The following is a 16,077-nucleotide window of genomic DNA, read 5'->3' as shown; positions in this document are numbered from 1 at the left end:
CCCAGGAGGGCTCGGTTATGCCGTCTGTTTAAAAAATTCTTCGTTTGGCCTATGCTTTTCCGTAACAAGGACAGCAAAGAGAACTGGACCATGCGATCGATATTTTTCGTTTTCCCTTGACGTCCGTATCTCCTTCGTCAAGATCGCAATACCATGTCCACACCTAGCCCGCGACCGCTAGTCCAGCGTTATCTCATCGATTTCGCCGTCATGGGAATATGGAGCGTGGCGGTTCCCCTCGTAGTATTCGCGTTCTCTCTACGCCTACGTCACGGCCACGATTTTTCCTTGTACCACGTTGGCATATGGATACTAGGCGTTGGCCTGGTTTTCTTCCACGTACTGTGTTATGTGCGCCGCAACCAATGGTCTCCGCAGCTTCCGAAAATCATCGACTATCAATACGTCGCCACTGGAGCTATTGGGCTGGTGCTGGCGGGTGCAACCGTAAGTCTCGACCAAAAAATGTGGGACCGCGAGCACCGAGATGCGGTAAGTCTGTCACGCAACCAGTTTGAGTGGTTTCAATATCAAGTGGCAATGTCGCAACGCGATTTGTGCGCGGTCGATGCCGATGGACAAAGATGTCTAGATACAAAGGCACTCTCTGCGAGGGTAGAGAGCAAGATGACGGAAATCAATAAGGCTGATGACACGGCTGTGCTTGTGGCAGCAATGGCGGAGCTGTCTGCCTACGCCTCTACATTAAAGAACCTATCGTGGAAGGTCCGAGACTCCGCCGCGGATTACGCCGCCAGGGTCAAAGATCTGACTGATCTGCCACCGCGACCAGGTTCATCCGACGATGCCTACGATCCGTGGAAACTTCTAGCCGCTATTTTCCTTCCATCCGCCGCGGCACTTCGGCTTACGAAGATCACGGTAGAAATCTGTCATTGGTATCCCAGCGAATAATTCTACGTAGCTGGGCGCCTTGAGGTAGGTCTCGTCCATCGAATGTCGGCTCCGATGTTACCCCGGCATCCGTATCGCGACAAAACCCAACAACGACGAACTTCGATTGCGCGCATTGTGTGTGGGATCGGACGGCTGGCTTGCGCCGGCAAGCATCCCGATTAGGGTTAACCCATTCAGAACTGCGCCGCGAAATACATACAGTTCTTGCATACGAGCTTGCTTCAGACGCGGGGGCATCGCCGCCCAGGGTCGTCTGGCGGTGTTTCCTCAGTTCTACGAATTCAAAGGAGATGACAGATGGAAATCCGCAACCCGTCCCCCGGCCTCTACAACGAAGATCTCGCACCCGCCAGGGTGCGCAACTGGGGTGCCTATAGCATTTTCAACGTCTGGACCTCGGACGTGCACAGCCTCTGGGGCTACTACCTCGCCGCCAGCCTGTTCCTGCTGTGCGGCAGCTTTACCAACTTTGTGCTGGCGATCGGGCTCGGCTCGCTCGTGATCTTCGCGCTGATGAATCTGATCGGCTACGCCGGCGAGAAGACCGGCGTGCCATACCCGGTGCTGGCGCGTGCCTCTTTCGGCGTGTGGGGCGCCAACCTCGCGGCGCTGGTGCGCGCGGTAGTGGCCTGCTTCTGGTACGGCGCGCAGACCGCAGCGGCTTCGAGCGCAATAGTCGCGCTGTTGATCCGCAGCACCAGCCTGATGGAGTTCCACAAGGGCACTCACTTCCTTGGCCACTCGGGGCTGGAGGTGATCTGCTACTTCATCGTCTGGGCGCTGCAGCTGCTGATCATTCAGAAGGGCATGGAAACGGTGCGCAAGTTCCAGGACCTGGCCGGTCCGGCGGTGTGGATCGCGATGCTGATCCTGGCGATCGGCCTGTGCGTCAAGGCCGGCGGCTTCTCGTTCGAGCATGGCATCCCAATGGCCACGCTGCTCGAGAAGACCAAGGACGCCGGTGTCAGCGGCGAGCCCGGCTCCTTCTGGGCGTTGATGGCCGTAGGCGCGACCTGGATCACCTACTTCGCGGCGCTGTACCTGAACTTTTGCGACTTCTCGCGCTACGCGAAGAACCGCGACGCAGTCAAGAAAGGGAATCTGTGGGGCCTGCCGGTCAACCTGGTTGCTTTCTCTCTGGTCGCCGGCGTCACTACCATCGCCGCCTTCAAGGTGTACGGCGAAGTGCTGCTGCACCCCGAGCAGATCTCAGCCAAGTTCGACAGCTGGATACTGGCACTCATCGCGGCGGTGACCTTCGCAGTCGCCACGCTAGGCATCAACGTAGTTGCCAATTTCGTCTCGGCGGCGTTCGACATCTCCAACACGTTCCCCAGGCAGATCAGCTTCAGGAAGGGCGGTTTCATCGCTGCGGCCATCGCGCTGGTGCTCTACCCCTTTGCGCCGTGGGAAGGCAACGCCGCTCACTTCGTCAACGCGATCGGCGCCACAATGGGCCCGCTGCTGGGGATCATCCTGGTGGACTACTATCTGGTGGCCAAGGGCAACATCAACGTCGCGGCGCTCTACCAGGAGCACGGCGAGTATCGCTACGAAGGCGGCTGGAACGTCAACGCGTTGGCGGCGGCGGCGGTCGGCAGCGTGTTTTCGACCTTCCTGCCCAACTTCACCAACCTGCTGCCGGCCTGGTGGAATACATATGGGTGGTTCTTCGGCGTAGTGATCGGCGGCGGCATGTACCTGATCATGGCGACGCTGCGACCGCGTACCGCGATCGCCCCTACCCGCGTTTAAGGGTCCTTCCAGCCCGATCAGGTAGGGTCGGGCACTGGCGCGGCACCGCCGAGTGCCTTTGGAAGCGGGCGGGCACGATGGCGGCTTCCGGATCCAGCCATCGAGTGTCCTTGTTAATGCATGGGCGGACGACCGTAGGTGGGCCGGACCGAGCCCGGTGCGCTGGGCGATACCGAGCCGACACGGACGAAACCCTGCTGCGAGGCGCCGCTTTTGCTAGCAAACTTTTCAACGGCGGACGGCGGCGACCTGCGGCCTGTCTCGATGCCGACGAAAGGCCGCTTATTCGGCACGTCGCCCCGCGGACAACTCACACAGATGTCACGGTCGTGCTTCAAGGACGAGATTGAAAGGCGTTCCGTGCGCCCGACGGAAACGTGTAAAGCCACCCGTCGTGACCACCTCCCTCAGCCGGGCTTCACCTGCCTGAGCGCCCAGCCCCATCTTTCCTTCCTGAGCAAGCGATGCGCCTGTGCAGATCATCGTCGACGCCGAGTAATAGATCCGCCCGATAGGGTTAAGGTTGTCTTCGAGTTTGTCGTTGGCGAACGGCTCAACGATCATCCATGTACCGTCCGGTTTCAGAGATTGGATTACGTGCGCCGCCGCGCCAATCGGATCACCCATGTCATGAAGACAGTCGAAGAACGCGACGAAGTCATAGCCGGTGCCAGGAAAATCCTTCGCGGCTGCGACTTCGAACCGCACTCGGCCCGAAACGCCCGCCAGATCTGCGGCTTCGCGCGCTTGCTGGACGGACGGCTCATGGTAGTCAAAGCCAACGAAACTGGCGTCTGGGTAAGCCTGGGCCATTAATATGGTAGAGGCACCGTGGCCACACCCCACGTCGGCCACCTGAGCACCGCCAGCCTTCAGTCTCGCTTCCACGCCATCAAGGGCGGGAATCCATTCGCTTATGAGATGCGCGGTATAGCCGGGTCTGAAGAAGCGCTCTGTGCCCTTGAACAGCGAGGGATAATGCTGGTGCCAGCCCACACCGAGTCCCGTACGGAACGCCGCTTCCAGCTTGGGAAGATCGCGGAACATGGCTTCCGCGCAATCGCAGAAACCCGGGATGAACGCGGGACTCGTCTCTACGGAAAAACACATCGCCATTTCGTTTTCAAGCTGATATTTGCCCGCGACCGCATCGTAACGAATGAAGCCGGACGCTGCCTGCGCGGCCAGCCATTCACGCACGTAACGCTCCGCGAGGCCGGCGCGCCCGGCAACCTCGGTCGATGTCATCCATCCTTGTTCGGACATCGCCTTGTAAAGACCGAGACGGTCGCCCAATGCGATCAACGGCGCCGAGGCGACCGCGCCGAATTCACCCACCATTCGTCCCATGAAGTCTTGCACCTTCTGCTCGTCGAATTGCATGACTTGCCTCCTGTCCAGATTGGAAGAAAATCGGCAAGCTGGTGCGAAAGACAGGAATGGATTAATACATTGAGCTTTCGTGACGCTCGCCAGGCAAGCGAAAGTATAGGCGTCACAGCGCTTTCTGAAAGACGCCACGCCCGGACTGCGAACGGCCTCGCCGCAGTGGTCGCAGTAGTCCACATCGATGTTCCGAACGTTGTAACGTTCTGAATCCGCTCCGTACATTCGAAGCGGATTCCGCCAGCGACTCGTGGCCGACGTCCGTGGAATCAGGTTTCCGGCGCGGCGCGGCGTCGCGATACCGTGTCTCGAGCCGCGATAAGCAACCCGTTTGCTTCACGCTCACGGGGTCCGGCTCGTTCGTTTAACGCCAAATGCGCTCCGACGGGGCGCCTTGCACCGGAGTCTGCCCACCACCAGCAAGGACGGTTATCGCCGCCACAGTAGTCCTTCGAGTTCTGCCAACGACGGACTCGTGACGGGCGACCGGCGCCCGCCGTCGCAGGCCGCGGGCCTCTTCCCCGGACTTGCCGGCGGCGGCCGGTCGCGGACATATCTCCAATGAACCACGTGTGGGTGCCGCGTTCCGATGCAACTACGTCCGTCCCGTTCGCTTCGGTCTACTCGAAAACGGACGGAATTGTTGCGTGGAAACGATGCGTCTCCACCGGGTCAACGAACCACCGCAACGTCGAGGTCACGGACGTGAGCCATCCAGGCATGGTCCATCATCCGGAAGCGCTGCGCGGTGGCGGCCCTGCTTGCTCAGACGGCCGCATAGCGGCGCGTCACCGCGATGCGAGGCCCGGACTGGGCTTGAAACGGCCCGGGCCTAAAGCAGGAAATGTCAACTGGCGCTTAGCTCTTGCCAAGATAAGTGACGACTCGCTTCGCGACGTCAACGAAGGCCTTTTGCTTGCCGGCCAGTAGCGTCGCTGAGCGGAGCTCAATCCCGGAAGCCGCCACGATTCGGACTCGAACGAATTCACCGTGCATGGTAATTCGCACGGAGGCGTCCAGTGTAGGCGTGGAATGTCCAGCTGTTTGTCGCTCGTTCTTGGCGAGAGAGAGTTGGGAGAACGGTAGACTAGGCAGTATGACTTCGCGTGAGGTAGAGGGCTGGCCCGCCATGAGGAATCAAACGCGGGTTAGCATCGCTGCCAGAGCCGCACGGTGTGGACGCTGCCACACCCGGCGATTTCCCGCACGGAGGCCAGCATGGAAGACGATAGCACGCTGTACGTCGGCCTGGACGTACACAAGGACTCGATCACGGTCGCCTACGCGATTGGCACAGGCGAAGTCGAACTGCTCGGCAAGATCGGTACGACGCAGACCGACATCGATCGCCTGTGCAAACGCCTGCAGTCCAAAGCGCGCCGCATACGTGTCGTCTACGAGGCGGGCCCGTGCGGCTATGGGCTCTACCGTCAGCTCGTACAGAAGGGCTTCGACTGCATGGTGTGCGCACCATCACTGATTCCCAGAAAGCCCGGCGAGCGCGTCAAGACCGACCGACGCGACGCCGTCAAGCTGGTGCGGTTGCTGCGTACCGGCGACCTGTCAGCAGTGTACGTGCCTACCGTAAGCGATGAAGCGTTCCGCGATCTGGCACGTGCATGGGTGAGCGCCAAAGACAATATGAAGCGTGCGCGGCAACGGCTGAAGGCCTTCCTGCTCTCACACGGGGTGCGCTATACGGGCCGAGCCGACTGGGGGCCCGCGCACCGGCGCTGGCTGAGCACGTTTTCGTTCGACAACCTTTGGCAGCAACTGGCGCTCGACGAACTTCGGCGCACGATCGAGGATCGTCTCGCGCAATGCCAGCGTCTCGAAGCCGCCCTGCGCGAGGCGGTCGTCAACTGGCGCTTCTATCCGGCTGTACTGGGCTTACAGGCCATGCGCGGTGTGCAGTTCACTACTGCCGTGGGCATGCTCGCCGAACTGGGCGATCTCTCACGCTTCGCGCACCCGCGCCAACTAATGGCCTGGCTCGGCGTGACCCCGTCAGAACATTCCTCCGGCAACAAACGGCACCAGGGCAGCATCACCAAGACGGGTAACAGCTATGCAAGAAAGTTGTTAGTCGAGGCCGCCTGGAGCTACCGACACCCGGCACGCGTGAGCCCCGAGATCCAGCGGCGACATGAAGGCATCCCCAAGCCCATCATCGATCGTGCCTGGGACGCGCAGGTGCGCCTGTGCCGGCGTTATCGCAAGCTCGTCACGCGCGGCAAGCAGAAGAACATCGCGGTGGTCGCGGTCGCCCGCGAACTCAGCGGGTTCATCTGGGACATCAGCCGGCTGGCGATGTCGCTCGCTATACCGCGCGAGGTACACGCGGCGTAAATGCAACACCTGAGCACCCCATAAGCGCATATTCGACGGCTTCGGGCGATGCTTGTTGGTGCGCCGCATCACACACTCGTTTGCTCTTTATGTCGCCGCACTGAATTGTTTCCCCGATAGGCAGACATACCCTTTCCGAGGAACATAGGCCTGCGCTACAACTTGCCAACGTGTCGAACCGATGGGGGTAAGCATGGGACAACTCGACTTCAGCGCCTTCGAGCACGAAGGCTGGGAGCGGGTCGCGCAGGCCTATCATACGTATTTCGGTGATTTGGCCGCCCAGTCGAACCACGCAATGCTTGAGACTCTTTGCATTCAGCGGGGTGTGCGTTTTCTCGACGTTGCATGCGGCCCTGGCTACCTCGCTGCCGCCGCCGCGCGGTGCGGCGCGAATGTCGCTGGGGTGGATTTCTCGGTTGCGATGGTCGACAAGGCGAGACGCGTCTTTCCGGGACTTGAGTTCCGCGTCGGCGACGCGGAGGATTTGCCCTTTCCGGATGAAAGCTTCGCGTCAGTGGGCATCAGTTTCGCATTGTTGCATTTCCCGCGCCCCGAGCGTGCACTCGCGGAGGCGTTTCGTGTACTCCAACCCAATGGCAGAATCGCCTTCACGGTATGGGCGACGCCGAACAAGGCGGTGGGCTTCGGGATGGTGTTGAAGGCAATCGAGGAGCACGGTACGACCGATGTTCCCGTCCCGCCGGGACCACCGTTCTTTCGGTTCAGCGACTGGCAGGAATCGAGGCGCGTGTTGCTCGATGCCGGATTCGTCCAACCGGCCGTGCGGGAGCTGGACCTTACTCTCGTGCTTCATGCTCCCGATACACCTTTTCATGCGCTCATACGTGGCGGCGTGCGGTTTGCCGCGTTGCTGAACGCCCAGACGCCGGCCGCGCTCGCGTCGATTGAACGGGCCGTCGCACACGACACAGAGGCGTATCGGAGCGAGGTTGGGGAACTGCGGCTTCCCATGGGCTGCGTTCTAGCTTCTGCGGTCAAGACTTAAGGGGGCCGATTTATCCGAACGGTGTCTAGCGAGAGCTCCATGTATTCGGAAAGAGTCGATAGCGCCTGTGTGGCTACATCAAGCGGGTCGCGAGAGGACCAATTCATAGATGGCTTGTGGAGTCGTGCGTGGTTGCGTGCAGCGCACATGCGTAAGCGAATAGTGCGCGCCTTGCATCAGCGTAAGGCCACGCAAGCAAGACAGGGAACACCACGAAGATAGTCAGGCCGGCAATCATTCGGGCGCACCATCCAGAATGCGAAGCTTGTCTGCGATATCGGGAAGATTGTGGCCAGTCGCGCGAAGCTCATTCACGAGCCTATGAGCAGCAGCACAGCACTTCGCAAGCGTCTCATGCAGTCGTGGTTCGGCCTGCATCCCAGTCACCGCCTTTTCCAGCTCAGTTGGGGACTCGCTCAGCAGGGCAGGAACGACCTCTTCTGGCGGTATGACGGAGCCGTGGCTCAACAGCTGAGCCGTCCAGTCGCATCCATACAGCAGGGTGCGCTGTTCAGCTCGTTTTGCTTCTTCCTGCTCCAAGGTGGCGAGGCTGTGCTGGCTCTTGTGAATTGAAGCGCGCCAAGTTGTCAGGATGTCGGCGCGCAGTCTCGCAATTGCATCACCGAGGGACGCGCTCTGTCCGCCAGCGACAAGGCGGCGTTCATCAAGTCTGTCGATGCGGTCCCGATATCCCTCGAGGAAGGACAACCAGTTCAACGGCAGTTCGGTCGTCTCGGAGAACGAGCGGCTAGCGTCACTAAGCTCGCTTCTGATGTCCTGGAGGGCCTGAGCATCGGCAAGACGTGCCTCATAGACTTCTTGAGAGGTCACCATCTGGCGATGAAGGAGAAAAAGCGGATTGTTGTGGCGTCGTTGCAGGTGTCGTTCGGCAGCGCCGGGATAGGCGCTCCATCTCCAGTTGTGCAGCGATTTTGCATCAAAGTCGACCGCGTCTATCATGGGCCGGAATACCGCCAGCCCCTCCTCGGTCGCATGGCGAAAACAGTCGGCCAGCTTGAAGTCATTGCCTTGCAGGCTAGCGTCCTCGTTCCCAGCATACGGGGAGTCAGGCGCAAGCCGCAGGAAACCTGTAGCCAGGAAGAACTCCATCGGCAGTTCCACGGACAGCCCATCAAGTCGGAAGGTGCGCGGTTGGCCGGAAATGGCCTCGACAGAATGCGCCAGGCGGTTTTCGAGGTCGAGCAGCACATCAATCTTGTCGCCGGACAACGGCTGCACTGCGTTGGCGAGCAGGCACAAGGATTCGCGCAACATTTTTGCCGGGATAGTTCCGTGCTTCTCGGCAAAAAGCCAGAACCAGAGAGCGAGTTGATATCCCCGTACGGCATGTCGGGCGAACTCTTCGACATCGGGCGTGAATGTCGTCCCAGGCGCGGCCCAGTTTGCAAACGGTGTCGCGTCGCTGCCCAAGTACATATCCAGAAGCTGCTTTAACGACTCATGCGTACCGCTCGGCCAGCTTCGCGTTTCGTCGTACCGCTTCTCGGTTTTCCAGAGTTTCCAGGCCATTGTGAACCTCGCAAAAACGTGCGGGATACGCCTTCGGAAAGATACTTGCACACTCGGTGGGGCGCGTAAACTGGCGGTGACCTTCCCGCGGCCCGAGGTAGCTCGAAGCGGGCCAAAACGCTGTGACCACGACTCAACTGCTGGTCGATTCATGCCGCCATAAGCCAGGCCTTGTCCGCCCGCTCCATCCGGAGGACACAAGCGGTTGGCGCAGGACAGTTCCAGAACGCTTGACCGTGAAAAAGTTCAATGCATGCGGGCGCGTTCTCGGGAACGAAATGTTGGCTTTAAAACGCCGCCGGCCGGCCATGCGCTTCGTGCCGGTCAAATCCGTCGAGCAGCAGGACATCCGGGCGACCCGATATCGGCCGTTGCGGAACTGTCCGGCATCGCCGACCGCTGCAGCGATGGCCGTCGCGGTAATCGGGCCGATACCGGGTATCTGGGCAAGCTTCCCGCAGAGCGCCGATTGCTTCACAAACGAGGGGATGGAGATTTCGATAAAGTGGATGCGTTCTTCGATTGCACGCAGGTGCACAAGGAGTTCGGTCAGCAGCGTCCGGCAAAACGGGGTGAACTCCTCGGCGCTTGTGCGCAGCCGCTCCGGGACCGAACGCTTGAACGCCGCCCAAGGAGGCGGCCTAATAACTGCGCCGTCTTGGCAAAGCGTCACCCGGTTGACCTCGGCGCCGGGGATGCCGTCTAGCCGAAGCTACCGGCCCTTGTCACACTGCATTCGCCGAACGTTCGACCGCGCCACCGCGACGATATAGAACGAGCGTCGCAATCAGTCCACAGAAAGCGGCGAAGCTCATCCAGTAGCCTGGTGCGGCTTTATCATGCGTGAACTCAATCAGAAAAGTCGATACCGCAGGTGTAAATCCACCGAAGAGCGCCGTCGCCAGACTGTACGCAAGCGAAAACCCTGCGACGCGGACCTGCACCGGCATCACTTCAGTCAGCGCGACGACCATTGCCCCGTTGTAGATGCCGAAGAAAAACGAGAACCACTGCAGGACGATCAGCATTCTGAAAAAGCTCGGCGCTGCCGCCAGCCACGAAAGCGCGGGATACGTGGTGAAAATGGCAAGCACTGTGATACCAATCAGAAGCGGCCGGCGTCCAATACGATCCGACAGCGCACCGCCAATCGGCAGCCAGATGAAATTGGAAACGCCAACGCACAGCGTAACGACGAGACTGTCGGCGGTGCTGAGTTTCAGGACGGCCCTGCCGAACGTCGGCGTGTAGACGGTAATCAGATAGAACGTGGTGGTCGTCATCGCAACCAGCAACATGCCGGCGAACACGATTTGCCAGTTCGCCATCATTGTCGCCAGGACTTCCTTTGCCCTCGGATGGTGCTGCCTCGCCTTGAACTCCTCGGTTTCCTGGAGCGAACGGCGCAACACGAACAGGAACGGTACGATCGCGCAGCCGATAAAAAACGGGATGCGCCAGCCCCACGCACCGATACTCGCCGCGGACATCCAGCTGTTGAGTCCGTAGCCGAGCCCCGCTGCAACTACAATTGCGACCTGCTGACTTGCCGACTGCCAGCTCGTATAAAAGCCCTTGTGACCTGGCGTCGCCATTTCAGCCAGATAGACCGACACGCCGCCCAGTTCAGCGCCCGCCGAAAAGCCCTGCAGCAACCGGCCGATCAACACCAGTGACGGCGCCAGCATGCCGATTGTTGCATAGCCCGGGACTACGGCGATCAGTATCGTGCCGCTTGCCATCAGCGAGAGCGTCACGATCAGGCCCTTGCGACGGCCGACTTCGTCGATGTAGGCGCCAAGCACGATGGCGCCTAACGGCCGCATCAGGAATCCTGCGCCGAATACGGCGAACGTCAACATCAGCGAGGCAAACTCGCTGCTTGACGGAAAAAACACCTTCGAGATGTAGGTGGCGTAAAAGCCAAACAGAAAGAAGTCAAATTGTTCAAGGAAGTTACCGCTTGTGACGCGCAAAACGGCGCCGACTTTGGAGCGGGACGGTCTGGGTGCGTCTGCCACCATGCTGGTTGAAGGGTTCATAATTACTGTCTCCTTGCGTTTGTCTGTCTGGCTTGTGAGGCGGCAGGTCCGGAGCATTTGCCTTGCTGACCTGACAGCGCCGCACTTTGAAAACGAACCGCTAACAGTTTCAATCGGATCCCACCTGTACACCGCGCTGTTGCGTCGCTTTTCGATTGCGGATTTCAGTGACGCCGCGTTGTGGTAGACGCCGCAAGCGCAAACAGCGCCATCATCATGCCGGAGACTCTGGGTCGCCAGCTTAAATAGACTGTTTCATCCTTGGTGTTGGTTCGCAACGCCGCATGGCGGGAAGCTTCTGCGGCGTTGCGCGCCTGTTGGCCTTCAGCTAAGGGCTATCCTTACCGGGGAAATATTCCAGATTCGTTCACAGTACTCGCCGATTGCACGATCGGACGAGAATTTCCCCGAACGCGCCGTATTGAGGATCGACATGCGCGTCCAGTATCCCGGATCCTGCCAGGCGACGCTCACGCGCTCCTGGCACGCGACATAGTCGGCGTAGTCGGCCAGCACCAGAAACGGATCGCAGTTGCGCAAGTTCTCTACGAGCGGGCGGAACACCTCACGGTCGCCGCGTGAGAAGTATCCTTCTGCGATCAGTTCCAGCGCTTCGCGCAACTCCGCATTGCCTTGAACATGATCCTCAGGGCGATAGCCCTCACGCTTGACACGCTCCACCTCGTCGGCAGACAGACCAAAGAGGAAGAAGTTTTCCTCGCCAACCTGCTCGCGGATCTCCACATTTGCACCATCCAGCGTTCCGATCGTGATTGCGCCATTCATCATGAACTTCATGTTGCCGGTGCCGGATGCCTCCTTGCCGGCAGTCGAGATCTGCTCGGACAGGTCAGCAGCCGGATAGATGAAGTGTGCATACTTCACGTTGAAGTTCGGAAAGAACACGACCTTGAGCCGATCGTCGATCACCGGATCGTTGTTGACGATCTCCGCCACACCTGTGATCAGCCGGATTATCAGCTTGGCCATCGCGTAGCCCGGCGCCGCCTTTCCGCCGAAGATGAAACAACGCGGCGCGACGCGCTGCTCCGGGTGACGGCGCAGACGCTGGTAGAGCGCGATGATGTAGAGCGCATTCAGATGCTGGCGCTTATATTCGTGGATGCGTTTGACCTGGATGTCGAACAGTGAGCCCGGATCCACAACGACGCCCGTGACGTCCCGGATACGCTGCGCGAGAACCTCCTTGTTCGATCGCCTGACATGGCGCCACCCGTCCTGGAAAGCCGCATCGTCGGCATGCGCCTCGAGTCCTCGAAGTCGCGCCAGGTCGGTGACCCATCCCTCGCCCACCGTCTGGTCGAGCAGTTGCGCGAGGCCCGGATTGGCGAGCAGCATGAACCGGCGCGGCGTGACACCATTGGTGACGTTGTGAAAACGTTCGGGCCACAGCTCGGCAAAATCGCGCAACACGGTCTGTCTGAGCAACGTGGAGTGCAACGCAGCCACACCGTTAATGGCATGACTGCCGACCGTCGCCAGATGCGCCATGCGGATCTTCTTTTCGCCCGTCTCGTCGATCAGCGACATTCGCGCGATACGCGCCTCGTCGCCGGGATGACGTTGCCGGACCTCATCGAGGAACCGGCGATTGATCTCGAAAATGATTTCGAGCAGGCGCGGCAGCAGGTTGCGAAAGAGCGGCAATCCCCACGTCTCCAGTGCCTCCGGCAGCAGCGTGTGATTGGTATAGGCGAACGAGCGCCGTGTGATGTCCCACGCTTCATCCCAGGGCAGCAGCCGCTCGTCCACGAGCAGACGCATCAGTTCGGCGACCGCGATCGACGGATGGGTATCGTTCAGCTGCACGGTGAACATCTGCGCGAAGCGTACGACCGGCTCACCCTTGCGGTCGAGCAGACGCAGCATGTCCTGCAGCGAGCACGAGACGAAGAAGTATTGCTGTGCAAGGCGCAGGCGCTTGCCGGCTTCGGGTTCGTCGTTGGGATAGAGTACTTTTGACAGCGTTTCGGAAATCACCTTGTCCTGCACGGCCTGGTAATAGTCGCCGGCATTGAAGTCCTGCAGGTCGAAAGACTCGACAGCCTCGCTCTTCCAGAGCCGCAGCGCGTTACACGTGTTGACGCGGTATCCGAGCATAGGCATGTCGCAGGCCACGCCCTTGACCTGGTGCGCGGGTATCCAGCGCACGCGAAAGCGGCCTTGCGCATCAGTCCCGCTTTCCGTATGGCCGCCGAAGGAAACATAGAAGCTGACGTCCGGGCGCACGAACTCCCATGGATTGCCGCGCTGGAGCCACTTGTCGGTCACCTCCGCCTGCCATCCGTCACGAATCTCCTGCTTGAAGATGCCGAACTCATAACGGATGCCGTATCCGATAGCCGGAATTTCGAGCGTCGCAAGCGAATCCAGGTAACACGCGGCCAGCCGCCCGAGCCCTCCATTGCCAAGCCCGGGCTCTTCCTCGATCGCTAGCAGCGTATCGAGGTCCTGTCCGAGTGACTGAATCGCGGCACGCGTGTCGGCTTCGATGCCCAGGTTGACGAGGTTATTGCCGAGTTGCGGTCCGATCAGGAACTCGGCGGAGAGGTAACAGGCGACTCTTAGTTCACGTGATGCGTAGCCCTCGATGGTTGCAGCCCACCGCCCCAGCATGCGGTCGCGCACGGTGTACGCGAGCGCCATGTACCAGTCATGCGGGGTGGCCAGCGCCGGATGGAGGCCCTGCAGGCAGATGAGGTTGTCCATCACGCCATGCCGCAGCGCGTCGACATCCAGCCCGCTGCGCGCGTGTTCAGCGCTCTCTTTCGTGCCAAAGGTTGGGATGGTGGCCACGTTGCATCCTCCGAAAGGGTCGATCCAGGGCTTACTCACGCGCATCTCGGTGACAGACGATATCGCTGCCTGCGGACCTGGCCGGCGATGTCGAAACCGTGTGGCCCACCGGTGGCTCCGTCGAGAGCGGTTCCTTGAGCGCGCGGAGTTAAGGCGGCACCCTGGTATCCGGCCTACGCCGGGCCGCACTGTTTGTATCGATCGCTTGTTGGCTCCGCTCGGATGCCATCGTCAGGCTGTGACCACGAGTTGCGCCCGGTCGCGACGTGTGAAGCTGCGTCTGCGGCACGGAAATCCCAATGCGCGCCGCGTCCATCTTACGCTTGAGCGCTTGCTAGTAATATCGCGCACTTGCCATATGACGGCAACTCAGCAGAACGCGGAAACGGTCAAATGGTCGCTTTGCTTGCGCCTGAGCATCGTTCAGTCGACAAAGCATACGGTAGCGCACTGGCAAACACGCGTTCTTGCGAGGGCCCGCCCGGCTTAAGAGCACACTGGAGCGGTACCCGGACTGGCAGCGCGTTCATGTCGTGCATCTGAATCCCGATCGTGCTGAGCCGACCGTCGACATTCGACGACCCGGTTGGTCTCGCACCGGAGCACGCTAACACCTGGTTTTGCGCCTCGTGCAGTCCTGACGTAAGCTGAAGTGAATACGTAAGCGCCGTCTGAACGGCGGCGCGATAGCAAGGAGCCGGTCATGAAACCGCTTGATGCAACGTCGCGCGTCGGCAGCGCCGTTGCAATGCTGGGGCTATCCGGGTTGCTTTCCGGCTGTTACTACGTGCCATACGGCTACTACCCGGGCTACGGCTATTATCCTGTCTATTCAGGCGCCCCGACAGCGGCCACGGAGCAAGGAATCCCCGTTGCCCCGGGCGATGCGTCGCAGCCCACGGTGCAGGAGCCATTCACGATGCCAGACGTCACGTCGACCGACGCGCCACCTGCTTACACCCTGGCACCCGCGCCGGCCTATGGCGCACCTGCGTATTATCCGGTCGCCTATCCGTACGGGTGGCCCTACCCATATCCGTATTACGGTTACGGTTACGGCTGGCCCGGCTGGTGGTGGCCGTCGGCATCGTTCAGCTTCGCGTTCTGGGGCGGATGCTGCGTCAACCACTATGGCCATTACCACTACGGCTACTGGGGCCATCCCGGTTATTGGGGCGGCCATGGCCACCCGGGCTATGCCGGCGCGGGCCACGGCTACTCCGGCTACGCGGGCAGCTCGCACGCATACGGGGCCGGCACACCCGCCGGCTGGGGCAGCGGCGGTGGCAGCCATTATTGGGCGACCGGTGGCGGCCACGGCCGTTCGCGGTGACATCATCGGATCTCAGCCCGGCCCCGGTGGGACCCTGCGCCGAAGGCGGCAACAGACGCCCATCGCCGCGGCGACCTCCAGATAGGGACGCTGCTGTTTTCTGATCCGCGGCGGCCGCCGAAAGACCGACGGGCTCTCTGACGCGTGACCGTCTGCGCGGACCGGATCACCGCGAGCGGCGACGCCAGGACCTTCGTGACAGTTAGCACCGCGCAGCGATTCGACGCGTCGCGCTTGCCTGCGGCCGGCACAGTCGACTGTTCACGGAGGCACGAATGGCAGACCACCACACGCCCGGCGAGATCGCAAGGACGTCGGGCGACCCGCCTTTGAGGTGATTGCGTCGAAGGCGAACACTTCCTTACCCTGGAGAAGCGGCAAAGGAGCGGCTGCATACGAACGGGTGCACGACGCGACCTACTTTCATAAGCATCGCGAACTTTGCGGCGCAGACAGATGGCAACCGTTTGGCCATATGGAGTCTTAGCTACCCTGCGCAAGCGCATGCCGATCAAACATTCGCATAGCTTGCGTTTGCCTTGCCGTGACGATCGGATAACAGCTAGCGTGATGCGCCGGCACCGGACTATCGCTTCTGACGGGCATTGAGCGCACGTCGCGCTGCCTCAAGGGCTTCGAGGGCGGCGGTGTACTCGTCCGATGGTCGCAGGGCAAGGATGGCGGCACTGGATTCAGCGATTGCCCCTGTTCACGGCCTGAAGTGATATGTCGATGACCATTGCTCGTTCGCAGTTGCGGGGTTCATTGGTGTTGCGCGCGAAGCGTCGGCGCCTCACTTCGCTTGCGCGGGGCGTGCACGGCGCTAGCGATCCGCTGCCGTTGCCAGGATTTCCACCATGCCGCCGGTTGCCTTCTGTCTGATCGCATCACCAGGACCCGTCATGGCTCGTCGGCCATCTTTCAACGCCACGACGCCA

At 60.7% G+C, this 16,077-nt stretch carries 9 protein-coding genes and 1 pseudogene; 5 read left to right on the top strand and 5 right to left on the bottom strand.

Going from position 1 to position 16,077, the window contains the following annotated elements:
• Positions 1–288: 288 nt before the first annotated feature.
• The gene (locus PQR02_RS20490; protein WP_408234885.1) at positions 289–915 is read left to right on the top strand and encodes a hypothetical protein; all 627 of its coding nucleotides are present in this window, start codon (positions 289–291) and stop codon (positions 913–915) included.
• A gap of 300 nt (positions 916–1,215) precedes the next feature.
• Positions 1,216–2,673, top strand: coding sequence for an NCS1 family nucleobase:cation symporter-1 (locus PQR02_RS20485; protein WP_408234882.1), 1,458 nt, complete (start codon positions 1,216–1,218; stop codon positions 2,671–2,673).
• A 321-nt stretch (positions 2,674–2,994) separates the two neighbouring features.
• Here the strand turns inward: PQR02_RS20485 and PQR02_RS20480 are convergent, their stop codons facing one another.
• Positions 2,995–4,056 (bottom strand): class I SAM-dependent methyltransferase, encoded by a 1,062-nt coding sequence (locus tag PQR02_RS20480; RefSeq protein WP_408234880.1) that lies wholly within the window; start codon positions 4,054–4,056, stop codon positions 2,995–2,997.
• A 1,221-nt stretch (positions 4,057–5,277) separates the two neighbouring features.
• Here PQR02_RS20480 and PQR02_RS20475 point away from each other — a divergent pair.
• Together PQR02_RS20475 and PQR02_RS20470 are read left to right on the top strand one after the other, a co-directional pair.
• Positions 5,278–6,408, top strand: coding sequence for an IS110 family RNA-guided transposase (locus tag PQR02_RS20475; RefSeq protein WP_408234877.1), 1,131 nt, complete (start codon positions 5,278–5,280; stop codon positions 6,406–6,408).
• Between the two features lie 193 nt (positions 6,409–6,601).
• Positions 6,602–7,417: a class I SAM-dependent methyltransferase gene (locus PQR02_RS20470; protein ID WP_408234874.1), complete on the top strand. Its 816-nt coding sequence runs from the start codon at positions 6,602–6,604 to the stop codon at positions 7,415–7,417.
• A 234-nt stretch (positions 7,418–7,651) separates the two neighbouring features.
• On the opposite strand, the gene PQR02_RS20465 is transcribed toward PQR02_RS20470, so the two are convergent.
• The 4 genes and pseudogenes from PQR02_RS20465 to PQR02_RS20450 form a co-directional block, all read right to left on the bottom strand.
• The gene (locus PQR02_RS20465; RefSeq protein WP_408234871.1) at positions 7,652–8,947 is read right to left on the bottom strand and encodes a tryptophan leader peptide; all 1,296 of its coding nucleotides are present in this window, start codon (positions 8,945–8,947) and stop codon (positions 7,652–7,654) included.
• Positions 8,948–9,308: 361 nt separating this feature from the next.
• A pseudogene (locus PQR02_RS20460) lies at positions 9,309–9,398 on the bottom strand (transposase); the annotation flags it as partial.
• Positions 9,399–9,672: 274 nt separating this feature from the next.
• Complete coding sequence (locus PQR02_RS20455; protein ID WP_408234942.1) at positions 9,673–10,989, bottom strand: MFS transporter; 1,317 nt, start codon at positions 10,987–10,989, stop codon at positions 9,673–9,675.
• 324 nt (positions 10,990–11,313) lie between these two features.
• Positions 11,314–13,806, bottom strand: a complete 2,493-nt coding sequence (locus PQR02_RS20450) for a glycogen/starch/alpha-glucan phosphorylase (RefSeq protein ID WP_408234868.1) — start codon at positions 13,804–13,806, stop codon at positions 11,314–11,316.
• A 703-nt stretch (positions 13,807–14,509) separates the two neighbouring features.
• On the opposite strand from PQR02_RS20450, the gene PQR02_RS20445 reads away from it, so the two are divergent.
• Entirely contained in the window at positions 14,510–15,139 is a 630-nt protein-coding gene (locus PQR02_RS20445; protein ID WP_408234865.1) for a hypothetical protein, read from the top strand.
• Positions 15,140–16,077 lie beyond the last annotated feature (938 nt).

The sequence above is a fragment of the Paraburkholderia sediminicola genome (genome assembly GCF_046026895.1).
Taxonomy (GTDB): domain Bacteria; phylum Pseudomonadota; class Gammaproteobacteria; order Burkholderiales; family Burkholderiaceae; genus Paraburkholderia; species Paraburkholderia sediminicola_C.
Note: the sequence above shows the minus strand (reverse complement) of the source record. Positions and strands in the feature narration are given on the sequence as shown.

Coding starts and splice junctions, on each gene's coding strand:
- PQR02_RS20485 (WP_408234882.1), top strand. CDS start 1,216: ATGGAAATCCGCAACCCGTCCCCCGGCCTCTACAACGAAGATCTCGCA.
- PQR02_RS20480 (WP_408234880.1), bottom strand. CDS start 4,056: ATGCAATTCGACGAGCAGAAGGTGCAAGACTTCATGGGACGAATGGTG.
- PQR02_RS20475 (WP_408234877.1), top strand. CDS start 5,278: ATGGAAGACGATAGCACGCTGTACGTCGGCCTGGACGTACACAAGGAC.
- PQR02_RS20470 (WP_408234874.1), top strand. CDS start 6,602: ATGGGACAACTCGACTTCAGCGCCTTCGAGCACGAAGGCTGGGAGCGG.
- PQR02_RS20465 (WP_408234871.1), bottom strand. CDS start 8,947: ATGGCCTGGAAACTCTGGAAAACCGAGAAGCGGTACGACGAAACGCGA.
- PQR02_RS20455 (WP_408234942.1), bottom strand. CDS start 10,989: ATGAACCCTTCAACCAGCATGGTGGCAGACGCACCCAGACCGTCCCGC.
- PQR02_RS20445 (WP_408234865.1), top strand. CDS start 14,510: ATGAAACCGCTTGATGCAACGTCGCGCGTCGGCAGCGCCGTTGCAATG.